Annotated in this window: 18 protein-coding genes, 1 tRNA gene and 1 pseudogene; 7 read left to right on the top strand and 13 right to left on the bottom strand. The window is 73.4% G+C overall.

The window, feature by feature from the left end:
- The first annotated feature begins 208 nt into the window (after window positions 1–208).
- Both OG599_RS11920 and OG599_RS11915 read left to right on the top strand, forming a co-directional pair.
- Complete coding sequence (locus tag OG599_RS11920) at window positions 209–973, top strand: maleate cis-trans isomerase family protein (RefSeq protein WP_327175964.1); 765 nt, start codon at window positions 209–211, stop codon at window positions 971–973.
- A 122-nt stretch (window positions 974–1,095) separates the two neighbouring features.
- On the top strand, window positions 1,096–2,280 hold the full coding sequence (locus OG599_RS11915; RefSeq protein ID WP_442809421.1) for an LLM class flavin-dependent oxidoreductase: 1,185 nt from the start codon (window positions 1,096–1,098) through the stop codon (window positions 2,278–2,280).
- Between the two features lie 25 nt (window positions 2,281–2,305).
- Here the strand turns inward: OG599_RS11915 and OG599_RS11910 are convergent, their stop codons facing one another.
- Window positions 2,306–4,159, bottom strand: coding sequence for a putative bifunctional diguanylate cyclase/phosphodiesterase (locus OG599_RS11910; RefSeq protein WP_327175963.1), 1,854 nt, complete (start codon window positions 4,157–4,159; stop codon window positions 2,306–2,308).
- Between the two features lie 601 nt (window positions 4,160–4,760).
- Between OG599_RS11910 and OG599_RS11905 the strand changes: the two genes are divergently transcribed.
- Window positions 4,761–6,002, top strand: a complete 1,242-nt coding sequence (locus OG599_RS11905) for a M6 family metalloprotease domain-containing protein (RefSeq protein WP_327175962.1) — start codon at window positions 4,761–4,763, stop codon at window positions 6,000–6,002.
- A gap of 115 nt (window positions 6,003–6,117) precedes the next feature.
- Here the strand turns inward: OG599_RS11905 and OG599_RS11900 are convergent.
- The 7 genes from OG599_RS11900 to OG599_RS11870 form a co-directional block, all read right to left on the bottom strand.
- Window positions 6,118–6,191: transfer RNA gene (locus tag OG599_RS11900), tRNA-Lys, on the bottom strand.
- On the bottom strand, window positions 6,182–6,862 hold the full coding sequence (locus OG599_RS11895) for a bifunctional DNA primase/polymerase (RefSeq protein WP_327175961.1): 681 nt from the start codon (window positions 6,860–6,862) through the stop codon (window positions 6,182–6,184). Before OG599_RS11895 ends, OG599_RS11900 begins: the two co-directional genes overlap by 10 nt.
- A 271-nt stretch (window positions 6,863–7,133) precedes the next feature.
- The gene (locus OG599_RS11890) at window positions 7,134–7,475 is read right to left on the bottom strand and encodes a hypothetical protein (protein ID WP_327175960.1); all 342 of its coding nucleotides are present in this window, start codon (window positions 7,473–7,475) and stop codon (window positions 7,134–7,136) included.
- Window positions 7,476–7,860: 385 nt separating this feature from the next.
- Window positions 7,861–9,228: an AAA domain-containing protein gene (locus OG599_RS11885; RefSeq protein ID WP_327175959.1), complete on the bottom strand. Its 1,368-nt coding sequence runs from the start codon at window positions 9,226–9,228 to the stop codon at window positions 7,861–7,863.
- Window positions 9,225–10,856, bottom strand: coding sequence for a hypothetical protein (locus OG599_RS11880; protein WP_327175958.1), 1,632 nt, complete (start codon window positions 10,854–10,856; stop codon window positions 9,225–9,227). Before OG599_RS11880 ends, OG599_RS11885 begins: the two co-directional genes overlap by 4 nt.
- Window positions 10,847–12,085 carry a hypothetical protein gene (locus tag OG599_RS11875; protein ID WP_327175957.1) on the bottom strand — a complete coding sequence of 413 codons (1,239 nt, stop codon included), beginning with the start codon at window positions 12,083–12,085 and terminating at the stop codon, window positions 10,847–10,849. Before OG599_RS11875 ends, OG599_RS11880 begins: the two co-directional genes overlap by 10 nt.
- Window positions 11,970–12,932, bottom strand: a complete 963-nt coding sequence (locus OG599_RS11870) for a phosphatase PAP2 family protein (protein WP_327175956.1) — start codon at window positions 12,930–12,932, stop codon at window positions 11,970–11,972. Before OG599_RS11870 ends, OG599_RS11875 begins: the two co-directional genes overlap by 116 nt.
- Before the next feature lie 394 nt (window positions 12,933–13,326).
- Between OG599_RS11870 and OG599_RS11865 the strand changes: the two genes are divergently transcribed.
- Complete coding sequence (locus OG599_RS11865) at window positions 13,327–13,923, top strand: histidine phosphatase family protein (protein WP_327175955.1); 597 nt, start codon at window positions 13,327–13,329, stop codon at window positions 13,921–13,923.
- A gap of 70 nt (window positions 13,924–13,993) precedes the next feature.
- Here the strand turns inward: OG599_RS11865 and OG599_RS11860 are convergent, their stop codons facing one another.
- Entirely contained in the window at window positions 13,994–15,367 is a 1,374-nt protein-coding gene (locus OG599_RS11860) for a tetratricopeptide repeat protein (protein WP_327175954.1), read from the bottom strand.
- 242 nt (window positions 15,368–15,609) lie between these two features.
- Here OG599_RS11860 and OG599_RS11855 point away from each other — a divergent pair, with 242 nt between their 5' ends.
- Together OG599_RS11855 and OG599_RS11850 are read left to right on the top strand one after the other, a co-directional pair.
- On the top strand, window positions 15,610–16,077 hold the full coding sequence (locus OG599_RS11855; RefSeq protein WP_327175953.1) for a hypothetical protein: 468 nt from the start codon (window positions 15,610–15,612) through the stop codon (window positions 16,075–16,077).
- Between the two features lie 112 nt (window positions 16,078–16,189).
- Complete coding sequence (locus OG599_RS11850; protein ID WP_327175952.1) at window positions 16,190–17,134, top strand: spermidine synthase; 945 nt, start codon at window positions 16,190–16,192, stop codon at window positions 17,132–17,134.
- A gap of 96 nt (window positions 17,135–17,230) precedes the next feature.
- On the opposite strand, the pseudogene OG599_RS11845 reads toward OG599_RS11850, so the two are convergent.
- A pseudogene (locus tag OG599_RS11845) lies at window positions 17,231–18,988 on the bottom strand (2-isopropylmalate synthase).
- A 186-nt stretch (window positions 18,989–19,174) separates the two neighbouring features.
- Between OG599_RS11845 and OG599_RS11840 the strand changes: the two are divergent.
- Window positions 19,175–19,867, top strand: coding sequence for a FadR/GntR family transcriptional regulator (locus tag OG599_RS11840; RefSeq protein ID WP_327175951.1), 693 nt, complete (start codon window positions 19,175–19,177; stop codon window positions 19,865–19,867).
- A gap of 7 nt (window positions 19,868–19,874) precedes the next feature.
- On the opposite strand, the gene OG599_RS11835 is transcribed toward OG599_RS11840, so the two are convergent.
- The 3 genes from OG599_RS11835 to aspT (OG599_RS11825) are packed head-to-tail and all read right to left on the bottom strand — an operon-like array spanning window position 19,875 to window position 24,931.
- Window positions 19,875–21,530: a bifunctional aspartate transaminase/aspartate 4-decarboxylase gene (locus OG599_RS11835; RefSeq protein WP_327175950.1), complete on the bottom strand. Its 1,656-nt coding sequence runs from the start codon at window positions 21,528–21,530 to the stop codon at window positions 19,875–19,877.
- A gap of 20 nt (window positions 21,531–21,550) precedes the next feature.
- Window positions 21,551–23,254 (bottom strand): aspartate-alanine antiporter, encoded by a 1,704-nt coding sequence (gene aspT / locus OG599_RS11830; protein ID WP_327175949.1) that lies wholly within the window; start codon window positions 23,252–23,254, stop codon window positions 21,551–21,553.
- Window positions 23,255–24,931 (bottom strand): aspartate-alanine antiporter, encoded by a 1,677-nt coding sequence (gene aspT / locus OG599_RS11825; RefSeq protein WP_327175948.1) that lies wholly within the window; start codon window positions 24,929–24,931, stop codon window positions 23,255–23,257. It lies immediately after the preceding gene.
- Window positions 24,932–25,003 lie beyond the last annotated feature (72 nt).

Genomic DNA, 25,003 nt, shown 5'->3' with positions numbered 1-25,003 from the left:
CCTCGTCGCCGCGCCCGGTGACGAGGCGATCAGGGACAGCCTCCGGCTCTCCCTGTGGGTGCGACGGCGGATGTCGGGAACACTGGAGAGAGACGAAGACGAACAGAGCGAAGAGACAGGGACGACCGCGCGCCGGTCGCACCGTCCGCGAGCGGCCGCCCCGCCCCTGTCCCGGACCACCGGTCCGGACGGAAAAGGAAGGGTGGACATGACGACCGTCGGACTTCTCTACCCGGGCGAATGCGCCGAGGACGACTTCCCACGGATCGAGATCACGCTGGACAGCGACATCAGACTGCCGCTGTTCCGCACCGGGATCGGCGACGACGTCCGCCACGTGGCGGCCCTGCGCGAACTGGGCTCCGCCGAGCGGCTCGACGCGGGCGTGGAGGAGCTCCGGCTGGCCGGAGCCGATTCGCTGGTGTGGGCCTGCACGGGCGGCAGTTTCGTCCTCGGCCGGGACGGTGCCCAGGCGCAGATCTCCGCGCTGGCGCGCTCCGCGGGACTCCCCGCGTCCAGCACGTCCTTCGCCTTCGTGCACGCCGTGCAGGAGCTCGGAGTCCGGCGGGTCGCGGTCGCCGCGACCTACCCGGAGGACGTCGCCGCACTGTTCAGCGACTTCCTGACGGCCGCCGGCATCGAGGTGGTCGCCACCCGGGGCAGCGGGATCATCACCGGCGCCGAGGTCGCCCGCTGGGACCTGGACCTCGTCCGCGAGCTCGCCATCGCCGGAGACCACCCCGACGCGGAGGCGGTGCTGCTCCCCGACACCGCCCTGCACACGGCGGCGCACGTCCCCGAGCTGGAGCAGCTCCTAGGCAAGCCGGTCCTCGCGGCCAACCCGGTCACCGTCTGGGAGGGGCTGCGGCTCACCGACCGCCACATCTGGGCGCCCGGACTCGGCGCCCTCTTCGCCACCCGCGAGCCCCCGCTCGGCACCGTCGAACCACGCGGACTCGAAGTCCGGGAGTGAGGCAGGGGGCGGGATGCCGGATTCTGCCTCCGCATCCCTCGCGGCGGAATAAGCGGAGCCGCCCTCCTGTTGCACGGGTTCGATACGCATACGTATGACCAGTGGCACCGGGAGAGCGACACGTGGACGAGAACCGAGGCGACGAGATCCGGAACGACGGCGACGGAGCCGCAGTCGGAGCCGCCGAAGGCCGGACCGACGGCGGCCGGACCGACGGCGGCCGGACCGACACCGTCAGGGGTACGGCGGGCGGCAACGCCCCCGTGCCCCTGTCCGTGCTCGACCTGGTGACCGTGGGCAAGGGCCGCACCGCGAGCGAGGCGCTCCGCACCAGCGTGGACATCGCGAAGCTGGCCGAGCGGCGCGGATTCCACCGCTTCTGGGTCGCCGAGCACCACTCCATGCCCGGTGTCGCCTCGTCCTCCCCGGCCGTCATCCTGGCCCACCTCGCCGCCCACACCGACCGCATCCGGCTCGGTTCGGGCGGCGTGATGCTGCCCAACCACGCCCCTCTCGTCATCGCCGAGCAGTTCGGCACCCTGGAGGCGATGGCCCCCGGCCGGGTCGACCTCGGCCTCGGCCGCGCCCCCGGTACGGACGGCGCCACGGCCGCCGCGCTGCGCCGGACCGAGCGGCTGGGCGAGGGCGCCGACGACTTCCCGCAGCAGCTCGCCGAGCTGACCCGCTTCCTGGACGACGACTTCCCGGACGGCCACCCCTACTCCCGTATCCACGCCGTCCCCGGGCCCGTGCAGGCCACCTCCGACGGCGGGGTGCAGTCCCCGGCCCGCCCGCCGATCTGGCTCCTCGGCTCCTCCGGCTTCTCCGCACGGCTGGCCGGCATGCTCGGGCTGCCCTTCGCCTTCGCGCACCACTTCTCGGCCCGGAACACCATTCCGGCCCTGGACCTCTACCGGGAGTCCTTCCGGCCGTCCGCCGTGCTCGACGCCCCGTACGCCCTGATCGGCGCCGCCGCGCTCGCCGCCGGGACCGAGGCCGAGGCGCGCCGCCAGGTGCTCACCGGGGCGCTCAGCATGCTGCGGCTGCGCACCGGCCGCCCGGGCCTGGTGCCCACCCCGGAGGAGGCCGAGGCGTACACCTTCGGCCCGCTGGAGAGCGACTTCGTGGACGAGTGGCTCGGCAACATCGTGTACGGCACGTCCGAGCAGGTCCGCGCGGGCCTGGACGACCTGGCCAAGCGGACCGGCGCCGACGAGCTGATGATCACCGCCAACGCGCACGGCGGCGAGGCCCGGCTGCGCAGCTACGAGCTCATCGCCGACGCCTACGGCCTGCCCACGCTGTAGCCGAGGGCCGTCCGGGGCCCCGTGATCAAGGGGCCCCGGACGCGGCCACCCCGCCCGCCTCGATCAGTTCGGCGATCCGCTCCGGGGCGACCGCACGCGAGTACAGCCAGCCCTGCCCGGTGTCGCAGCCGATCCTGCGCAGCCGCTCGGCCTGCTCCGCCGTCTCCACGCACTCCGCCGTCACCGTCAGCCCCAGCCGGTGCGCCAGCTCCACCAGCGCCTCCACGATGGTCTCGTCGGCCGGGCTCGGGTGCCTGCCGCCGTCGTCGTAGCGGAAGCCGCGTACGAAGGAGCCGTCCAGCTTCAGCACGGAGACGGGGAGCCGGCTGAGGTAGGCGAGGTTGGAGTAGCCGGTGCCGAAGTCGTCGATGGCGATCCGTACGCCCATGTCGCTCAACGCCTGGAGCGCCCGCAGCGGGCGGCCCGCCGAGCCCATGACGGCGGACTCCGTCAGCTCCAGTTGCAGCAGCCCGGGATCGAGGCCGGTCTCGGCGAGGACGTCCCGGACCTCCGCGACCAGGTCGGTGTCCCAGACCTGCCGTACGGCGACGTTGACGCTGACGAACAGCGCCGGCCCGTCCGGATGGTCCAGCTGCCAGCGGCGGGCCTGGCGGCAGGCCGTACGCAGCACCCAGCGGCCGAGCCGCACGATCGAGCCGTCCTCCTCGGCGATGGCGACGAAGCGGTTCGGTCCGAGCACCCCGAACTGCGGGTGGTTCCACCGCACCAGCGCCTCGACGCCCCGCACCACCCCGTCGGCCATGCCGACCAGCGGCTGGTACTCCAGGGCGAACTCGCCGCGGTCGACGGCCGGCCGCAGTGCCGAGGAGAGCGCCTGCCGGGTCATCCGGTGGGCGTTGCGCTCGGAGTCGAAGAGGGTCCAGCGGGCCTTGCCGTCCGCCTTCGCCCAGTAGAGCGTGGTGTCGGCGGCCTGCATCAGCCCGGTGGGGGAGGTGCCCGCCGAGGCGCGTTCCACCACCCCGATCGAGGCGGAGACGGAGAGCCGCTGCCCCGCCAGGTCGAACGGCTGCTGCACCGCCGTGAGCAGCGCGTCCGCCAGGTCAAGCAGCTGCTGGGTGCCCTGCGACTCCTCGACCAGCACGGCGAACTCGTCGCCCCCGAGCCGCGCCACGAAGTGGCTGCCGTCGCGGTGGTACGGGTCGCGCCCGGCGACGTCGCTCAGCCGTCCGGCCACGGCGGCGAGCAGCCGGTCGCCGGCCCGGTGCCCCAGGGTGTCGTTGACGGCCTTGAAGCCGTCCAGGTCCAGGTAGCAGAGGCCGATCCGGCCGGGGCGCGGCAGCAGCGAGCTGTCCTGGAACGGCGACAGCTCCAGCGCCGCCGAGAGCCGCTCGAAGAAGAGGGTCCGGTTGGGCAGCCGGGTCACCGCGTCGTGCATCTGGAGGTGGCGCAGCCGCTGCTGGAGCTCGTGCCGGTCGCTGATGTCGGCCACCGTCAGCAGCGCCCGGCCCGGGTCGCCCGCCGTGGGATCGGCCATCGGTACGACGGTGATCTCGGCCCAGAGCGGCCGGCCGTCCCGGTGCTTGAGCCGGCGGGTGCAGCGGAACCGGGAACGCCGTCCGCGCAGCACTTCGCGGTAGGCCCGCCAGGCGTGGTCGTCGGGGCTGAGGCCGACGAGAGCGGCGACGGGCTGTCCGGCGAGGTCGGCGGCGGGGGTCCCGGTCATCCGGGCGAGCGCCTCGTTGGCGTGGACGACCGCCCCGGCGCCGTCCACCACGGCCATGGCGAACGCGGCGCTGCGGAAGGCGGACCGGTAGGCGAGCAGCGCGGTCTCCGGGCGGTGACGCTCCGTGTCCGCCGCCGGGGGTGCGCCGGGGGATGTGCCTGCCGGGGGCCTGTGCCCTTCGGAGGTTCCGCTCACCGCTCGCTCCCGCTGTGCAGATTGTCGTGAACAGGTGTGGCCGGACGGGCCACCGGGTGGGCGCACCGGGCAGGGGGCGCGAACCACGCGGGAAAACGTGAGGAAGCATAGAGGGTGGGGTGTCGGCGCTTCCAGCCCGGCCCGCCCGCCGCTGCCCGCCGGTCCGGCCCCGGCTGACGCGTACGCGCCCGGTGGCCGTCCTCGGCAAGGTTCCGCCATCGCTCCGCACGGTTTACCGCTTTGCCCGCTCCTGTTCCCTTCTGTACGCCTGTGTTCCCCGGCGACGCCTCGCTGTCGGATTCCGATGAGCGAATGACCGTATGTGACGTTACGTGATCGGAGCCCGCCGGAGAAGGGGTCGCGGGCGGACTCTCGCGGGCGGGGCCCGCGTGGGCTTCCGCGGCGGGCCGGGTCGGCTGCTGTCGCGGGGGCGGTCGGGTCGCCGCCGGCCGGGGCCGGGCGGGCTCCTGCGGCAGAGCCGGGTGGGTCGCCGCGGTGGGGCCGGGCGGGCTCTGACCCGTGTGGGGCAGCCCAGCGGGCGGGGTGCGGTGATCGGGCACAGGGTGGAGCGAGGTGTTCCGCATCCCACCCGGAGGTAGATGTGCCGCGTCAGCACGGACCCGGGGGGGTGGAGAAGCCGAGTCCGCGCGGAGTGGCGGCGGCGCTGACCGCGCTCATGGCACTGGCCGCCATGTCGCTCGTCGCCGGGCCCGCGGCCGCCGCCTACGCGGGCGTGAAACCGTGCGCGCTGCCCCGGACCCCGGCCCACCACTCGCTGGGGCTGGACACCTGGAACGGCGCCTACCCCCGCCCCGCCCGGCACCTCGACGCGGTCATGATCTTCCTGTCCTTCCCCGACGCCGACCCGGTCGTCACGCCGGACGTGCTCACCGCCGACTACTTCCCCTCCACGACCGCCTTCTTCGAGAAGGCCAGTTACGGCGCCTTCACCCTGGGCGCGCACCCGCAGAAGCGCTGGGTGCGGATGCCGCACCCGTCCACCTGGTACGGCATAGAGCGGGACTGGGACTCCGGGCGCCGGACCTCCTACCTGCACGACGCGATCCGGGCCGCGGACGGGCAGGTCGACTTCTCCGCGTACGACATCGTCTACCTGGTCGCCGACCCGGACGCGCCCGGCGTCGACTCCGACGCCACCAAGGTCGTCAACTTCGACCGGCCGATCACCGCCGACGGCAAGGACATCAAGCGGGTCGTCACCGTCTTCGAGCAGCATCCGCCCGACCGCAACGTCCTCGCCCACGAGACCGGGCACGTCTTCGACCTCGCCGACCTCTACCACCGCCCCACGGACGGCAAGGGCGACTGGGACACGCACGTCGGCGACTGGGACGTCATGGGCAGCCAGTTCGGGCTGGCGCCGGACCTCTTCGGCTGGCACAAGTGGAAGCTCGGCTGGCTAGGCGACCGGCAGGTGGTCTGCGTCCAGGGCAGCGAGGACGTGACCCTGGAACCGGTCGCCGCCGCCCCCGTGCCCGGCGGCACCATGGGCACCCGGCTCGCCGTCGTCAGGACCGGCGAGGACAGTGCGCTCGCCGTCGAGGCCCGCGGCGCCACCGGGAACGACCGGGCGACCTGTACCGAGGGCGTGCTGATCTACCGGGTGCACAGCGCCACGGCCTCCGGCGGCGGCCCGGTGGAGGTGCTGGACACCCACCCGGACACGGAAGCCTGCTGGGACCGCTCGGTCTACCCGCCGCTCGCGGACGCCCCGCTCGCCGTCGGCGAGACGTACAGCGTGCCGGGGGAGCGGATCCGCGTCGAGGTCGCCGACAGGACGCCGTCCGGCTCCTGGACGGTACGGATCACCACCGGCACCTGAGCCCCGGGCGGGGAACCGAGGTGCCGGGCCGGGAGCCGAGGCGGGCCCCGAGGCTGTTCGGCCCCCTCCGGACACGAAGAAGCCCCCCGCTTCCGCGAGGGGCTTCTTCCGTCGGTGCGCCGCCAGGGACTCGAACCCCGGACCCGCTGATTAAGAGTCAGCTGCTCTAACCAACTGAGCTAGCGGCGCCTGCTGACGTCGTAGACATTAGCACCCGGATCCGCCGGAGGAAAAATCGAGTAATCGGACACCGGCGGGGCGGCACTCCGGGCGGCCCGCACGCAGGCCCAGCGCAGCACGTCGGGGCCGGGCAGCCAGGGGGCGCGGGTGTCGGGGGCGACCACCCACTGCGGCCCCGGGGCGGTGGGGTCGCAGGTCAGCGGCGGTACGGTCACCGCGTCGCCGGTGCCGTGGCAGAGCACCGGGGGCAGGGTGCGCGCGCCGGACACCGGGCCGGCGCCGCCGGTGCCCCACTCCTCCCAGGCCAGCAGCGAGGGGAGCCGCTGGGCGGTGCCGGGCGCCGCGAAGAGCAGGGTCCGGCCGCGATGGGTGGCGACCGGGCCGGAGCCGGGTCCCTCCGCCCAGAGCCGCTCCAGCATCCGTCTCCCGAACAGCGAGGGGACGCTCACCACGTCGAACGCGGTGCCGCAGGGCAGGACCCCCGGCGACGCCGGGCTCGCCTGCCAGCGGGCGAGCGTGGTGCGCGGGTTCGCCGTGGCGCTCGCGAGCCAGACGGCCCCGGAGGAGGTGACCTCGGCAGGCTGGTGCGAGGCCTGACTCCGCAGCGGAGGGAGGGTGCCGACGCCGGAGCGCGGTTCACGGGTCTGCAGGGACGTTTCGTCTTCCAGCCATGCGGTCATGGAGACAGGTCTACCGGGCGTGACGGGGCTGACGCCGAGAGTCGCCGAATCCAGGACAGGACGTCACCTTGCCGGGTATCTTGCCCGCGGGCATATGCCAGAAGCTGCACCCGGAGTGACCGTGCCGGGGGCGGGAGCCGGGGGACTTCTCCGTGTCGTATGCCACGCGTGACGCATGTGCCGTCCGTGCCGCGTGTGACCCGGGTGCCGCGCGGCTCTCAGGGCCGGGGCACGGGGCCCGGGGGCTGCGCTCACGGGCGGGGCGCGGGGCTCAGGGCCGGGGCGACTTCAGCAGGGAGCGGCCGAACTCGATCATCTTCTCCGCGTAGTCCTCGGTCCACTCCGCGCGCTCCGCGACATCGGCGGGCGTCAGCCGGTCGAAGCGGCGGGGGTCGGCGAGCTGGGCGGCGGCGACGGCCTGGAACTCGATGCTCCGGTCGGTGGCGGCCCGGAACGCGTGCGTCAGCTCGGTCGCGCGGGTCAGCAGCTCCGCGGGGTCGTCCATCGACTCCAGGTTGAAGAAGTGGTCGGGGTCGGCCGCCGCCTCCGCGGGTTCGAAGAGCAACGGAGCGGGACGCAGCCTCGGCTGCGCGTTCCGGTCGGCTTGTGCCATGTGCGTTTTCCTCCTTCGGAAGGCCGGACGGCCACCCTCCATTGTCCAACCCGGCGCAAGTCCGGTGTCCCGGGCCGTGAGATCCCGGATCCCCGTCTCCGCCGGTCCGTCCGCGGGGGGCGAACGTGTCCGGTGCACCGAACGATTCCGCGGCTGTGGGCATGCCGGTGCGCCCGGAAGGAGCCGTGACCCCGGGGTCGCTCCGCGTGGGGCCGCCGCGGTGGCCCCGAACAAGTCTGTCCGGGTCGACCGGCCGGAAAACACTGTCCGGAAGCGTTCGGCCCGCGCGCTCCCGGCGTACCCCGCCGATGCGTTGGTGGTTCGGGGCCGGGGAGGGGTGTTCTTCGTCGGGGGCCCCGAAGATCGTCCCACCGGCCCCGGTCCGTCAGCCGCCCCAGGACACCCGGTGCTTCGACCAGTGCTCCCAGGTGGACTGCATGGCCTCCCAGCCGTCCGGGAACTTCACCTCCACGCCGAGCTGCACCGGTTCCGTCGACGGGTGCTCGTCCAGCAGGTCGGCGACCCCCGCCCGGCACACCACGACGCAGGCGTGCCGGTGGCGGGAGGCCAGTACGCAGAGCCGGCCCGTCTCCAGGTGGAAGGCGGTGGCGTCGGGCCGTCCGGAGAGCGGGTGCAGCACCACCGTGACGTCGAACTCCCGCCCCTGGAGCCGGTTCGCGGTGTCCACCGCGACCCCGGTGACGCCCAGCCCGGCGAGGGCCGCGCGCACCGCCGCCGCCTGGTCGCGGTGGGCCGTGCCGACGGCGATCCGGTCCGCCGTCACCGGCACCGGGTCCGCCGCGCGCTCGCTGGTCGCGGTGGTGCCCCGGTCCAGCAGCCTGCGGACCACCAGCGCCACCGCGCGCACCGCCTCCGGGTCCGTGCGCGGGGTGTGGCGGGCGGGCAGCTCCAGCAGCCCCCAGCCGGACTCCGCCGCCACGTCCAGCACCCGGTCGGGTCCCGAACCGTCCGACGCCTCGGTGAACGCCAGCGTCCGGTCCCCGTGGTCCGTACCGCTGCGGAACGGGGTGTACGGGTAGAAGGCGTCCGACACCAGGGGCGCGGCCGAGGCGGGCAGCCGCCAGGAGACCGGCAGCCGGTGCTGCGGCAGCCGCGGGTTGTGCGCCAGCAGGGTGGAGACGGCGCTCGCCGACGGGTCGTGGCTCAGCCCCGCCCACTGGTCCGCGCCCACGATCGAGAACGGGTCCAACTGCCCCGGGTCGCCCACGAAGAGCGCCCGCCGGAAGAGACCGGCCACGGCGAGCAGCGCGTCCGAGCGCATCTGGTACGCCTCGTCGACGATCGCGTGCTCCCACGGCTCCACGTTCTTCACGTGCGCCCACTTCGCGGCCGTCGAGAGGACCACGTCGAGCCCGGCCAGATCCGCCGCCTTCGCGGACTTGCGGACGTTCTCCAGGCCGTCCAGCACCTTGTCGTACGGGTCGGAGTCGCTGCTGTGCAGCCGCCCCACCGGCAGCTCGGGCTCCTTCTCCGCGAGGCGCACCACCAGGTCGTCGACCTGCGCGTTGGTCTGCGCGATCACCATCAAGGGGCGCCCGGCGGCGGCGAGTTCCAGCGCGGCGCGGACCACCAGCGTGGACTTGCCCGCGCCCGGCGGGGAGTTGACCACGACACCCCGGGCGTCGCCGTGCAGGGTGTCGTGGAGGATCGCGTCGGTGGCCCGCCCCGCCGCCGCGCCCGGGTCGAACCGCGCGGTCCCGGCGAGGTCTTCCGCCACGCGTACGTCGGTCACAGCACATCCTCCGGGGTCACGGCGTCGGGCGGTTCGGCGGCCGCACCCGGCGGACCGCCGTGGGTCCACGGGGTCTCCTCCGCGTCCGGCAGCGCCGGGCCGCCGCGCTGGTCGTGCTCGAAGAGCGTCCACACCGTGCGCCCCCCCGGCTCGGGCAGCGACCCGGGGGCCGGCTCCTTGCCGCGCCCCATCCGGTCCAGGACCCGCAGCACCAGCAGCACCTCCGAGCCGTCCTCGGGGAGCCCGGTGCCGTCGGCGCCCGTGCCGGGGCCCGCGTACCGGACGAACTCCGCCGACTGCGGCTTGCCGTCCAGCGAGCGGTACACCTTCGTCCGCTCGCCCAGCTGCGGGCGCTCCGCCGTGCGGACCGTGACCAGCGGGCGCGGGGACGGGCGCTTCGACTCGGTGTACGCCATCTCGACGTCCGTCACCTCGCCGACGAACGCCTCGCCGTTCAGCCGCCGGCCGGCCAGCACCAGCGGATCGTCCAGCGCCTCCTGGGCGTCGAGCCGCGCCTGCGCGGTCTCCCGGGACGACAGCTTCCGGGCCGCCGTCACCGCGTCGTCCCGGCGCGGCTGCGGCGGCTCGCCCGAACGCACCTTGTCCCGGTGGCCGGTGAACGACCAGCGGTCACCGGTCCAGCGCTCCTCGGCCCTCGCCCCCTCCGGCAGCTCCCGCAACCGGTCGAGCCCCCGCCACACCGCGTCCCAGGTCGGCAGCAGCACCCCCGCCAGCAGCGAACGGATCTCCCGCTCGGCGGCGTGCAGCTCCCCGAGCCGCACGTCCGCCTCCACCCCGTCCTCGACCGCCGCGAGCGCGGTGCGGGCACGGTCGTACCGCTCGATCGCGGGCGCCAGCAGGCGGTTGTCGAACGCCGGGTCCGTGGCCGGACCCGCGGGCGGGCAGACCAACTGGCCGTCCCGGTCCCGCTCCAGCTCCGCCCGGAGCGCCGCTTCCGCGCCCGAGCCGCCCTCCGGCGGGTCGATCCACGCGAGCAGCGCCCCCAGGTGCTGGTCCTCCACACTGCTCTGTCCCGTCGCCCAATGGCGGTTCAGCAGATCCGTGGTGGCCAGCAGCAGCGAGGAACCCGGCACCCGGGCCCGCTCCGCGTAGTGCGTCAGCCAGCGGCCGAGCAGCGGCACCCGGGGCGGAGCCGGGTACGGGGTGTCCGGGTCGTCCTCGCTGGTGCGCCGGAACCGCATCGACCGACCCAGCAGCCGCACCAGGTCGATCCCGGCCCGGCTCGGCACGATCAACTGCGCCGCGTCCACGCACAGCTCGACCTCGACCTTGACCTTCTTCCCGGTCTCCGGGTCGGTCTCGCTCCGCTCGGAGGGCTCCACCACGTCCGCGTACGCCTCGATGTGCGGCAGCACCAGCTCGGCGAGCTCCGCCAGGAACGCGAACCGCAGATCACGGTCGCGCGGCTGCGCCACCGCCAGCAGCCTCGGCGCCTCCCGGTCCATCCCCACCAGCGCGCCCAGCGGGGCACCCGCCTCGCCGGACGTGGTCAGCGGCACCACCACGAGCGGCCGGTCCGTCAGATGCCGGTGGCGTACGGTCGCCAGCGGCTGGGCCCGCCCGCTGTCCACCGCCTCCAGCCGCGCCAGCGTGCTGATCAGTGACATGCCGCCGTGCCCTCCCGGTCCGCCGTGGCCCCCGAGGGCTCTGCGCGCAGGGTCGCCGCGCCCTCCAGCGCCTCGGCGCGCAGCGCCGCCGCCCGGCGCAGTGCGGCGACCGCCGGGTCCGCCGGGTCGCCCTCCTTGCCCGCCGCCGCGTCCAGCACCGCGCGGACCGTGGTCAGCCCGCCGAGCTCACCGCTCACCCCGCGCCCCAGCGTCCGCACGTCGCCCCGGGCCCGGGACTTCGCCCGGCAGTGGAACGCGAGCTCGCAGGCGGCCAGGCACTCGGGGGCGTACGCCGCCGGGACCGCCTCCACCGCGGCGGTCAGCGCCTCGGCCGAGCACCCCGGATCGAAGCTCGCGCCCTCGGGGAGCAGGGCCGCGATCTCCTCGATGCGGGTGAGCCGGGTCAGCTGGCGCCGCGTCACCGCGCGCTGCTTGCGTACGTCCACGACGGAGCCGGCCGGCAGGTTGGAGAAGTCCTTGGGGCAGACCAGGAGCACGTCGTGCGAGACCTCGGCGCCCTCGGTGCGGGCGGCGACCGCCTCCAGGGCCAGGACGTAGACCGCCGACTGCCGGGCGGCACCACCGACCTTCGCCGCGTCGGCGGAACCGTCGATCATCGGGAACGACTTGATCTCGATGACCGTCCACCGGCCGTCGGGACGCACCACCACGGCGTCCGGTTCCAGATAGGCGGGCGAGCCCGCCACCTCCAGCGCCAGCATCGGGTGGTCCAGCAGGCTCCAGCCGCCGGCCGCGGTCGCCTCGCGCAGGGCCAGCGCGGTCCGGGCCGTCCGGCCCTCGGGACCGGCCGCCGTCAGATCCGGGACCCGGGCGCCCTCCGGCGGCTCACCGCCGTCGCCGAGGCTCTCGTGCAGCAGGCGCAGCAGCTCGGTGCCGCCGTCCGCCTTGACCCGCGCCTCGAAGGCGTTGCCCCGCATGAACGCGAACTGCGACTGGCCGAAGCCCGAGGGGGAGCCGAGCGCGGTGGCCAGCCCGGTCTTGTCGACACCGGCGCCGTCCAGCAGCGCCCGCCGCTTGCAGCCGGGGTTGGCGGCGAGGGCGGCCAGCGCGCGGGCGTCCAGTGGGTGCGGGACGACCGTCGGTCCGCGCAGCTCAGCGAGCCGCTGCCGGAGCGCTGTCGCCGGCGCCGGTCCGGCCGGGTTCGCCGGAGGCGCGGGGCGCGTCGCTGGAATGTGCGGAGGGGGTCCGCCGGCCGGGGATTCGCTCACCCGCCGAAGTCTCGCATCCGCTACTGACAATCGGGGACGGCGTCGCCGGAACTCCGCCTCCCGACGGGTACCGCCGGGAGACGAGCGCCCGCAGCCGGGCCGATACGGCGGCGGCGGCGCGCATCACCGGGCGGGTCAGCAGCGCGCCCGCGCCCATCACCGCGGCGCCCGCCAGGGCGTCCAGGAAGTAGTGGTTGGCGGTGCCCATGACCACGAAGACGATGGTCAGCGGGTAGAGGACGCCGAGCGCGCGGAGCAGCGGATGCCGCCCGTACCGCCACAGCAGCACCCCGCACCACAGGGCCCACCCCACGTGCAGGCTCGGCATCGCCGCGTACTGGTTGGTCATGCCGCCGAGTCCGCGCGGGGCGCTCGCCTCGGTGCCCCACCAGCCGTAGGAGCTGTACTGCGCCATGGTGTCGACGAACCCGTGCGCGGCGTCGAGGAGGCGGGGCGGACAGGTCGGCATCAGCGTGAAGCCGATCAGGCCGATCAGGGTGGAGGTCAGCAGCCAGGTGCGGGCCGCGCGGTAGGCGGCGGTGCGGCGCCGGTACATCCACAGCAGCAGCGCCGGAGTGACGAGGTAGTGCAGGGAGGCGTACGCGAAGTCGGCGGGTATCCCCACCCAGGAGTGCGCGGTCAGCAGCCGGTTGAGCGGGTGCTCGATGTTCAGGTGAAGCGTTTTCTCCAGCCGGAGTATCTCGAGCCCGTGGTCGACGGCGGCCGATATGTCCCCGCGGGCGAGCAGCCGGCCGGCCGAGTAGAAGCCGTACACCACCGCTATGAGCGGCAGCTCCGTCCACCAGCGGGGGCGGCCGGAGGCGCGTGCGGGTGTGGCGTGCGGCATCCGGTGGCTCTCCCCTGTTCAAGCGTCCGACGGCGGGCGTTCAACCGTACGGCGGTCGTCCGTCGTGATTTCCCCCGGGGGGTCCCTTTCGCGCCCCCTGAGCCCGGCCCGCCCCGGCCGGGTACCGCGCAGAGGGGGACGTGTGGACGGGCCGTGAGGTTGCGCGGTGCGCCTCAAGGCCGTTCGGGACGGGTGCCCGGCAGGGCGGCCCTTCATGCCCGTACGCGATGATGCGCGATGATGGAGAGAGACGTACGCACCGCCCCGGGACGACACGCCCCGAGGCCGGAGCGCGTCCCTTCTCGGACGTGTCCGTCGGACACGGGCCGGGCGCCCGGACACCGAGGTCCCGGAGCCCCACCGCCGTCCCCCAGTTCTCAGGGAGAGCCCGCTCATGGCACCGCGCATCCTGCTCGCCCGGCACGGCCAGACCCAGTGGTCGGTCCAGGGCAATCACACCGGCAGGACCGACATCCCGCTGCTCGACTCGGGGCGCGAGGGCGCCAAGCTGCTGGGCGAGCGGCTGCACCGGGCCCCCTGGTCCGGGCTGCCGGACACGGACATCCGCACCAGCCCGCTGGTCCGGGCCGCCGAGACCTGCGAACTGGCCGGATTCGGTGACCGGGCGGAGACCTGGGACGCGCTGATGGAGTGGGACTACGGCGACTACGAGGGCCTCACCCCGGCACAGATCAAGGCCGACCGGCCCGACTGGCTGATCTGGCGCGACGGGGTTCCCGGCGGGGAGTCCACCGCCGACATGACGGCGCGCGCGGACGGGGTCGTCGAGCGGGTGCGCTCCGGCGAGCGCGATGTCCTCGTCTTCGCCCACGGCCACATCCTGCGGTCCATCGCCGCGCGCTGGCTGGGCGAGGACCTGATGTTCGGCGCCCGTGTCCGGCTGGAGCCGACCTCGCTGTCCGTGCTGGGCTGGGCCTACGGCATGCCCGCCGTCGAGCGGTGGAACGACACCGGCCACCTGGAACGCTGAGCGACACCAAGGGGCCGAGCGACACCACGGGCCCGACACCACCGGGCCGCCGGCGGCGAGGGCGGGGTGGTCAGCCGCGCCGCGCGGCCCGGTACCGCTCCAGCAGCCCCGCCACCGCCGCCGCTCCGGGGTCGGCGGCCAGGACGCGTACCGTCCCCGTCAGCATCCCGCTGATCCGGGTGGACCGGACCCGGTCCAGCAGGTCCAGCACCTGGTGGGCCGAGCGGACCGCCTCGTCCGCCGCCCCGGCCCGCGCCAGGTCGCCCGCGAGCTGCGCGCGGTAGAGCGCGAGGTTCCGGGTGAAGTGCGGGTCCTGGAGCGCGGTGGCCCGGCGGCCGTGGCGGGTCGCGCGGGGCCAGTCGCCCAGCGCCGACCAGCACTGCGCCTCCAGCAGGTGCATCTCCGCCTCGCGGAAGAAGCTCATCCACTCCGGGTCCCGCTCGGTGGGTCCCCGGTCGAAGGCGGCCCGCGCCCGCGCGATCGCCCGGTCGCACCCCGTACGGTCCCCGAGCCCCGCCCGGCCGCCCGCCTCGCGCAGGGCGAGCAGGGCCAGCAGCCGGTGCGAGCCGACCGAACGGGCCGCCCGCTGCCCGGCCTCCGCCGCCCGGACCGCCTCCCTCGGCCGCCCGGCGTCCCGGGCCAGGAACGACGTGTTGCAGAAGGCGTGCGCCTCCAGCGCGTCGTCCCCCGCCACCCGGGCGGTGGCCAGCGCCTCCGCGTAGTACGAGCGCGCGTCGTCGAACCGCCCCGAGTCGTGCGCCAGCCAGCCCACCGAGAGGGCCAGCTCACCGGCCCCGGAGTGCAGCCGGTCGGCGGTGACGCGGCGGGTGGGCGTACCGGAGTCGAGCAGGGCGTACGCGGCCCGCAACGGCTGGGCCGCACGCCGGTAGAGCCCGTCGCCGCCGTGCTGGTCGTCGAGGATGCGGATCTCGCGCACCGCCTCCTCCACGGAACGCACCTCGGCCTCACCGGCCCGCCGCTGGGCGGGCAGCACGATCGGGGTCCCGGCGGCCCGGTGGGCGCCGAGCCCGATCGACGCGGTCGCCACACTGGTGGTGCCGCTCGTCATGAACACGCGACGCAGCACGTCGCTCTCCTCGATGTCGCTGGGTACGGAGAGGGCCGGACCAAGATCCCCGGACAGGGATCTCCAGGCCGCCGTGCCACGGGTGCGGGCCGAACGTCCGCGCACGCTCTCCCGGTCCGAGAAGCCCAGGTCCCCCAGGGTGGTGCCGGGGAACATGTGCAGGAAGACCCGTTCGTACGCGTAGTTCGGGCACCGGATCTCGCCGGACTCCACGCGACCGATGTAGCGGGCGTCGCAGGCGACCTGCTCGCCGATCTCGCGGGCGGCCCTGCGGACGGCCGCCGCGAACTCTCCCGCCGAGCGCTGTCCGCGCAACCGGCGGAAGACGAGGTTGGGAACGGCCCGTGACGACACCATGGCGTGGCCCTCTCTGGTGCAGCCGGGCGCATGCCTCAGGTGTCCCGGCGGAGCAAGAACGTACCTGGTGTGACGGGTCGTTCACGCAGGGTTTCCCGACAAAGGGGGGCAACTCGACCGTGATCCGCCATGAACTGCCACCCTTTGCGGCGGCTTGGCACCGTAGCCCTTGACGCGGTCGGCGCGTTGGTCCATGCGGAGACGGGGCGTGGCTCCGTTCGGCGATGACAGGAGGGGTTCCCATGCTTCACCTCGGCACGGAGACCGGCCCATGGACCACTGCGGCCACATCGAAGGACGCGGGGGCGCAGCCGGCCGTTCCGCCGCACACGACATCGGACCCGATCGAGGGGTGCGCCGCACACCTGTGTGACCTCGTCACCGTCCCCGCCCGGCAGGGGCTGGAGGCCGTCGACATCCTGCGCCGGGGCACCGGCCCGGTCGTGGTGGGACCGGTGCTCCACGACGGGGCCGGCGACACCGTCGGGTTCCTGGTGCCGCCCGGCACCGCCGAGGGCTGGGACGTCCCGGGCAGCGCCTGTACGAGCACCGAGGGCCGCGGGCTCCGCCTCCCCGACGAGCCGCCCGTCTCCGGAACCGGCTGGCTGCTGCCGCCCGCCGACGACGCCCCGGTCACCGACCCCGCCGCGCTGCGGGCCGCGCTCGACCAGGCGGCCCGCATGATCGAAGCGGCCGACAACTGCCGCTGAGCCCATAATGTCCAGGTGGGCGGGGTTGTCCCCGGTGTTCTCCTCGCCCCAGCCGACCCGCGCGACCAGGACGCGGGAACCGGCCGGACGGGGGCGGTGAGGGCGGACGGACGTGGCACGTCGAGGAGGGGCGGCAGGGAACGCCAAGCCCGGCAAGCGGGCCGAACGGGCGGACCGGAGCGACCGGACGGACCGGCCGGGGCGGGCCGAACGGTCGGGACGCGGGCGGGAGGCCCGCACCGCGACCGTCGACGGCGGCCGGGCCGAACTCGCCCCCGACAAGGAGCGCCGGAACGCCTGGACCCTGCTGCTCGACGGCGCCCCGCAGTCCCACGTGGACCTCGACGACCCGACGTACCTCTCCTTCGAGTACCAGCGCAGGATCGGCCACGCCATCGATCTCGCCGCGCCCCCGGGGACCCCGCTGCACGTCCTGCACCTGGGCGGCGGGGCCTTCACCCTTGCCCGGTACACCGCCGCCACCCGGCCCCGCTCCACCCAGCAGATCGTCGAGATCGACGCGGCGCTCGTCGCGTTCGTACGCCAGGAGCTGCCGTTCGACCCGCAGGCGCGGGTCCGCGTCCGCGCCCTGGACGCCCGCGTCGGGCTCGGCAAGATACCCGACGGCTGGGCCGATCTCGTCGTCGCCGACGTGTTCGGCGGAGCCCGTACCCCCGCCCATCTGACGACCACCGAGTTCCTCGCCGAGGTGCGGCGGGCGCTGAAGCCCGGCGGCAGTTACGTCGCCAACCTCGCGGACGGCCCGCCACTGGCCCATCTGCGCGGCCAGATCGCCACCGCCGCCGCGCACTTCCCCGAACTCGCGCTCGCCGCCGACCCCACGGTCTGGCGGGGCCGCCGCTTCGGCAACGCCGTGCTCGTCGCCTCCGACCGGCCCCTCGCCGTCGCCGAACTCACCCGCCGCGTCGCCACCGACCCGCACCCCGGCCGCGTCGAACACGGCCGTGCGCTCGCCGACTTCACCGGAGGCGCGGCGGTCGTCACCGACGCGGACGCGAAGGCGTCCCCGGCGCCGCCGCCGAACGTCTTCGACTGAGGGCGGAGGCCCGGGGCCGGCGGCCGCGGTCCCGCGCCCGCCCGGCCCCGGCCCCGGTTCACCCGTCCCGGTCCCGGGCCCGGTCCGGATCCCGGCTCACCCCGCCCGGTTCACCGCCGAGAGCACCGCCAGCACCGAGGCGGTCAGCACCGAGGTGTCGCGGCCCGCGCCTCAGACCACCCGGCCGCCGACCCGGCACTCCGCGTACGCCATCGCCGGGCTGTCCTGCCCGCCGGTCGTCGCGTGCTGGGTGAAGTCCAGGATCTCCACCTCGTGGCCGGCGCCCGCCAGCGCGCGGACGAACGCGGACAGCGGGCCGTTGCCGGTGCCCTCGTAGTCGCCCGCCAGGTCGCCGCCGCGGCCCTCGGCGCTCAGGGTGCAGGCGAACCGGTGCTCGCCGTCGGCGGTGATGTCGGCGGTCCACGCCTCCAGCGCCACCGGCCCGTCCTGGCCCGGTGTCAGGTACGTCGCCGTGAACAGCTCCCACAGGTCCTTGGGAGTCGCCTCCAGGCCGCTGTCGTCGGTCGACCGCTGCACCGTACGGGAGAAGTCGGGCCGCATCCGGGCGGGCAGGTCCACGCCGTAGGAGCTCTGCAGCAGATGGGCGATCCCGCCCTTGCCGGACTGGCTGTTGACCCGGATGACGGCCTCGTAACCGCGCCCCACGTCCGCCGGGTCGATCGGCAGGTACGGCACGTCCCAGGTCGGCGAGGCGGTGCGCCCGTGGTGCGCGAACCCCTTGCTGATGGCGTCCTGGTGGGTGCCGGAGAACGCGGTGTACACGAGGTCGCCCGCGTACGGGTGGCGCGGCGGCACCGCCAGCCGGTTGCAGTGCTCGACCGTGCGGCGGATCTCGTCGATGTCCGAGAAGTCCACCATCGGGTCGACCCCCTGGGCGTGCAGGTTCAGCGCCAGGTTCACCAGGTCGACGTTGCCGGTGCGCTCGCCGTTGCCGAAGAGGCAGCCCTCCACCCGCTGGGCACCCGCCAGTACCGCGAGTTCGGCACAGGCCACACCGGTGCCCCGGTCGTGGTGCGGGTGGACGGAGAGGATCACCGACTCCCGGCGGTCCAGGGCCCGGTGCATGTACTCGATCTGGTCGGCGTAGACGTTGGGCGTCGCGATCTCCACCGTGGCGGGCAGGTTGTGGATCACCGGCCGGTCCGGGGAGGCGTCCCAGAGGGCCGTCAGCCCGTTGCAGACCTCCAGGACGAAGTCCGGCTCGGTCAGCACGAAGACCTCGGGGGAGAACTCGAACCTGATGCCCGTCGCCGGGTGCTGTCCGGCCAGCCGGTCCATCAGCTCCGCCGCCTCCCGCACGGTCGCCCACACCTGCGCGCGGTCCCGGCCGAGGACGACGTCGCGCCAGACGGGGGCGGTCGGGATGTAGAGGTGGACCACCGCGCGGGGCATCGAGGCCACCGACTCGAAGGTCCGCGCGATCAGGTCCGGCTTGGCCGGGGTGAAGACGACGGGGGTCACGTCACCGGGGATCGCGTCGCTCTCCACCAGATGGCGGACGAAGTCGAAGTCCGTCCGGCTGGCGGACGGGTAGCCGATCTCGATCTCCTTGAACCCCATGGTGACCAGCAGGTCGAACATCCGGCGCTTGCGCGGGGTGTCCATCGGCTCGGCCAGCGCCTGGTTGCCGTCGCGCAGGTCGACGGGCACCCACAGCGGTGCCCTCTCGATCCGCGCGTCCGGCCAACCGCGCTCGACCGCGGGGATGTTCACCCGGTCGAAGGCGGAACGGTAGCGGTGCGAGGGCATGTCGCTGCCGCGCTGCGGGTTCCACGCGGGGGAGTCGGGGGGCACCGGGCCGCGCGGCGTACGGAGGGTGGGGAAGCTGTGCATCGTAGGCATGAGGGCGGGTGTTCCTTCTCGTGTCGCCGGACGCGACCGGCACAGCGTGGCACCCCGCGGCGGGGTGCCGGTCGCTTCAGGCCCCGCCGCGGCAGCCGAGAAGAAGGAGACCGCTGAGCGTCATGGCGGTACAGTAGGCACAGTTCAAGTCTTCAGACAACCTGACAGGTGAAGCGCGTGTCCTCCCCAGGCCCTCTCCGTCCCAGCCCCCTCGTCGACCAGGCGACCGCCCATCTGCGGGAGCAGATCACCGGGGGCACCTGGCCGGTCGGTACGAAGATCCCCGGCGAGACCACCCTCGCCAAGTCCCTCGGCGTCGGCCGCTCCACCGTCCGCGAGGCCGTCCGCACCCTCGCCGCGACCGGAATGCTCCAGTCCCGCCAGGGCGCCGGCATCTTCGTCGTCGCCGACCGCCCGCACGAGGACTGGCCCGCGCGCCTGCGCCGGGCGGCGGTCACCGACATCTACGAAGTCCGCATGCTGATCGAGGTGCAGGCCGCCCGGCTCGCCGCCGAACGCCGCACCGAGGACGACGTCACCGCCCTGGACGCGGCCATGGCCGCCCGGCGGGCCGCGAGCGGCTGGGGCGACGCGGAGTTCGTCGACGCCGACATCGCCCTCCACCGCGCGGTGGTCGCCGCCGCCCACAACCCCGTACTCGACGACCTCTTCGGCGAGTTCGCCCCCGCGCTGCGCCAGGGGCTCATCGACCTGGTCGACCTGCTCGACCTGCGTGCCGAGCACCCCGGCCACGGCGAGGACACCCACGCGGCGCTCGTCCGCGCCGTCGTCGAGGGGGACGGGGCGGCCGCCGAGCGGCTGACCAAGGCCGACCTGGAGGCCACCCTCGCCCTTCTGCGCGGCGCGTGAGCGGTGCTCAGCTTCCCGTGCTCTCCTGCCACTCCCGCGCGTACTCGTCGAAGATCACGCGCAGATGGTGGCCGATCCGGAGGTAGTCCAGATCGTCCAGGTTGGCGAGCGAGACGCGTACCGACCACTCGGGGCCGTCGAAGCCGCCCCCGTTGAGCAGCACCACGCCGGTCTGCTCGGCGAGACGGAACAGCGGGTCCACCGGCTCGTAGTTCTGCTCCAGGAAGTCGGCGAACGCCTTGCCGCGCACCCGCTCGGCCTCCGCGAGCAGGTCCAGCTCGATGTAGTAGGCCGCGCGCTTCGGGTCCTCCGAGACCTTCATGTGCACGCCCTCCAGCAGGAGTTCGAGCCGCTGCTGGACGATGGCCCGGATGCGCCGCTTGTACGCCTGGCCCTCGTCCAGCATGTCGAAGAGCGAGAACAGCACCATCATCACCTGCTGGGGCAGCGAGAGCCCGGCCGTGTGGTTCAGCGCCACCTGCCGGGAGTCCGCCACCAGCCGGTCGATGAACCGGATCTTCCCCGGTTCGAGCGAGAGCGTCCCGTACCGCCGGTCGAGCCGCGCCTTCCACTCCGGGGAGTGCGCGGCGAGCATCTCGTCGATCACGTTGTCGTCGTGCAGTCCGATCACGCCGAGTCGCCAGCCCGTCGCGCCGTAGTGCTTGGAGTACGAGTACACCAGCAGGGTGTTGCGCGGGAGGTCGGCGGCGAGCGAGCGGAAGCCCTCCACGAACGTCCCGTAGACGTCGTCGGTCACCACGATGAGACCCGGGTTCGTGTCCGCCACGATCGACACGATCTGGTCGGCGACCCGCTGGGAGAGGGCCAGCGAGGGCGGATTGCTCGGGTTGACGCAGCAGACCAGCTTGACGGAGGGGTCGGCCAGCTTGGCGACCTCCTCGGTCGGGTACCGCCACTGCCGGACACCCGTCTCCGTGAAGAGGCTCGCCTCCACCCGCACCACGTCGAACTCGTAGGTGTCGAGCTCCGGGATCTCCAGGTAGGGCGTGAACACCGGAACCATCAGGGCGATCCGGTCGCCCTTCGCCAGAATGCCGTTCTTCATCAGCGAGTCGAAGATGTAGCACATCGCCGCCGTGCCGCCCTCGGTGGCGAACAGGCTCAGATTCTGGTTCTCGGGCGGCCGGTGGTCGAACATCTCGTCCGCCACGTACGCCCGCACGATCCTCTCGGTGTGGTGCAGGATGCGGTCCGGCACCGGGTAGTTGTCCCCGATCGACGAGTCCGTCATCTCATGGACGAACGCGTCCGGTTCAAAACCGAAGCGCTTCACCGCCAGATCGAACGACGCCTGCAGCAGCTCCATCCCCGGCAGGTCCGGATGGGCCCGCGCGAAGGACGCGAAGCGCTCGGCACACCCCTTCTCCTCGGGCATCCCGCCGAGATCGTCCGCCGTCCAGACGCGCTTGCACTCCGAGAGCGCGAAGTAGCCGAGCGCGTGGTACGCCTCACGGGGCCCGGTCGCCACCCAGTTCGGGTTGCCCCGGCCCGCGTTGAGCATCGCGCGCGTCGTCCGGCCCTTCTGGCCCGGCTCGTCGCTCTGGGCCGTCTGGGCGATGCTGATGAACTTGTCCTTCAGCTCGAACGGGCTGAGCTGGGCGAACGACCGGATCTCTTCCCGGCTGAAGCTGGTCCTGGGCATGACGGTGTCCCTTTCCGGGTTCAGTGGTTGAGGAGGACGATCACTGCGCCCCACACGGTCAGCAGCACGTTGCCGACGGCGTAGGGGATCGTGTAACCGAGGGTGGGAATCTGGGACTTGGACGTCTCGTTGATCGCGCCGATCGCCGCCGTCGTGGTCTGGCCCCCGGCCAGTACGCCCATCAGCACCGGGAACTGGATGCGCTGGACGTAGTGCCCGAACAGGAAGCCCACGATCAGCGGCACCACGGTGGCGACCGCGCCGAGGAGCAGCAGACCCCAGCCGGCGTCGGAGAGACCGCTGGTGAAGCTCGGACCGGCGTTGATGCCGACCACCGCGACGAACACGCACAGGCCGAGGGTGTCCATGAACCACTGGGCACCCGGCGGAACGTTCCCGTACGTCGGGTACTTGCCGCGGATCCAGCCGAAGACCAGCCCCATGATGAGCCCGCCGCCCGAGGTCGAGAGCGAGATCGGCACCCCGCCGGCGGTCAGGGCCGGGATGCCCAGGCAGCCGCCGAGGAAGATCCCGAGCCCCACCCAGACCATGTCCGTGGCGAAACTGGTCGGCACCGGCTTGCCGAGGGACTTCCCCGCGGGCCCCACCAGCCGCTCCGGGCCGGTCAGGACCAGGGTGTCGCCCCGCTCCACCCGGGTGGACAGCCGGTAGGGGAACTCCGCCCCCGCCCGGTAGAGACGGTCGACGTACACCCCCACCATGAAGGGCTCCCGGCGCAGTTCCTCGATCGTGCGGCCGAGCTGAGCTTTCTCCGACGCGACGACGTGCAGCGTCTCGGTGCGGTAGCCGAGCAGCTCCACGTCGTCCGCCTCCGGGCCGATGTGGGTACGGGCGTCGAAGTCGACCAGGTCGTGGCGGAGCGCGCTGACGGCGACGGTGTCGCCCCGCTCCAGGGTCAGCGCCTGCGACTGCTCCAGCACGGTGCCGTCCCGGCGGACGGCGGTGAGGTAGATCCGGCGTCCGATGCCCTGCTGCTGCGCTTCGACGTCCTCGACGGTCCGGCCCACGAGGTCGGGGCGCTCCACCCGGTACGCGCGCAGCACCACCTCGTAGTAGCCCTCGCCCTCGTCCGGATTCTCGTCCGGAGCGTCCAGTTCGGCGGCGAGGGCGGCGCTCTCCTTCGCCAGATCACGGCGGTAGAGCCGGGGCAGCACATTGGCCAGCAGCATGGCGCAGAGGATGGTGCCGAGCGGGTACGTCACCGCGTACCCGACGGCGACCAGGTTCTCCTCGGACTTCACCTGGGCGGACGAGAGCCCCGGCAGGGAGCCGATCGCGTCCTGCGCGACGCCGATGGCCGCGGACTGGGTGAGGGCACCGCTCATCAGACCGGCGCCGAGCCCGGGGCCGTACCCCAGCAGTCCGGCGAAGAGCCACGAGATCAGCAGACCGGACACGCACACCACGATCGCGTTGAGCACCTGCGGCAGGCCGTCCTTGCGCAGACCGCGGAAGAACTGCGGGCCGACCCGGTAGCCGAGGGCGAACAGGAACATGATGAAGAACAGGTTCTTCACGGTGTCGTCGATCTGGATCTTGAACTGCGCGCCGAGCACCAGCCCGGCCACCAGGCAGCCCGTCACCACGCCCAGGGCGATGGTGCGGTAGCGGATCTTCCCGAGCAGGAAGCCGAGTGCGACCACCAGGAAGACCAGCAGCTCCGGATGGGGCTGGAAGACGTTCCGGTTCAGGAAGTCGATCATTCAGGCCCCCAGGATTCCCACGAGGATCGGACCGGTCAGCGGCAGCAGGAAGTTGGAGAGCGTGTAGGTGATCGTGTAGCCCAGCAACGGCACCGAGCTCTGCGCCACCTGGGTGACCGCGGTGATCGCGGGCGTCGAGCACTGCTGCCCGGCGATGGCACCGATCAGCAGCGGCTTCTCGATCTTCAGCAGCCTGCGCCCGACGATCAGGGAGAGCGTCGCCGGCACCAGCACCATCGCGATGCCCGCGAACGGCAGCAGGGCTCCGTACTGCTTCAGCAGGGGCCAGGCCTGCGGACCGGCGGCCAGCCCGGTGCACGCGATGAAGACGGCGAGGCCCAGGTCCTTCAGGGTCGCCGCCGCCTGCGGGGGGAACGCGCCGAAGGTCTGCTTGCGGGAGCGGAACCAGCCGAACAGCAGCCCCGAGATCAGACAGCCGCCTCCGGTGCCGAGCGACAGCGGGATGTCCCCGGCGTTGACCACGATCTGACCGAGCAGGGAACCGGCGACGATGCCGAACCCCAGATAGATGAAGTCGGTGGCGTCGTTCTTCACCACCGCACCGATCTTCCCGACCAGTCTGGCCAGGCCGTTGCGCGCGCCCACCAGGGTCAGCACGTCGCCCCGGTAGAGGGTGGTGTCCCCGGTGGCCGGAAGGCGCTGGTCGTTGCGGACGACGTCGGTGATGTAGACCCCGTCCTTGCGGAACTCGGGGTGCGCCCGCTCCATCGCGTCGATGGTCGCGCCGTGCGTCGCCTTCTCGGTCACGGCGACCTGGCTGGTGGCCAGGGGGGTGTCGAGGCCCGGGATCGCGGGCGTCTCGGGCCCGATCTCGCGACCCGCCTCGATGATGGCCGCCCGGCGCCCCACCACCTGGACCAGGTCGCTCAGGGTGAGTTCGAGCTCGGGGGACGGGGCGAGGAGCTTGCTGCCCCGCTTGACGCCCTCGACGGTGACCCGGCCGCCGAGCGCCTGTTCCAGACCGCCCACGGTGCGCCCGTCGGCGAGCGTCACCAGGTACGTCCGGCCGACCGTGCCGGGCAGCGCCTCCCGTTCGTCGGACTCCAGTCCGGCGGAGCCGCCGCGCATCCGTTCCCAGAGCTCGCGGGAGGCGTCCGCCAGGTTGATGCGCAGCAGCATCGGCATGATCTGGCTGGTCAGCAGCACGATGGTGATCAGGCCGAAGAGGTAGCAGACCGTGTAGGCGGTGGCGACGTGCCCTTGGTACTGGCTGATCTGGTCCGCGGTGAGTCCGCTGAGCTTGCCGATGGACTCGGTGGCCGTACCGACGACCGCCGACTCCGTGGCGGCTCCGGCGAGGATGCCGGCGGCGGTGCCCACGTCCAGGTCGAAGGCCTGGGCCAGCCCGTACGCGATGCCGAGGACGCAGACGAGCTCGATCAGGCAGAGCGCGAAGAAGCGCAGACTGCGGCGGTTGAGGTTGGCGAAGAACTGCGGCCCCGCCATGTAGCCCAGCGAGAAGATGAAGAGGGCGAAGAAGACCGTCTTGACGTCGTCGTTCACGCTGACGTGCCGCGTGCCGAGGAGCAGCGAGACGATCAGGGTGCCGCAGATGCCGCCGAGGGTGATGGGGCCGATGCGTGCCTTGCCCACCAGGTAGCCGACGGCGAGGCAGAGGAACAGGGCGAGTTCGGGGTGGTCCCGGATGACACCCACGCCGCCTCAGATCCCGAAGGTGACGAAAGCGTATGAATGTGACATAGGGGCGAAGCTAGCAGCGGTGGGGGA

It is taken from the genome of Streptomyces sp. NBC_01335 (assembly GCF_035953295.1).
Taxonomy (GTDB): Bacteria; Actinomycetota; Actinomycetes; order Streptomycetales; family Streptomycetaceae; genus Streptomyces.
Note: the sequence above shows the minus strand (reverse complement) of the source record. Positions and strands in the feature narration are given on the sequence as shown.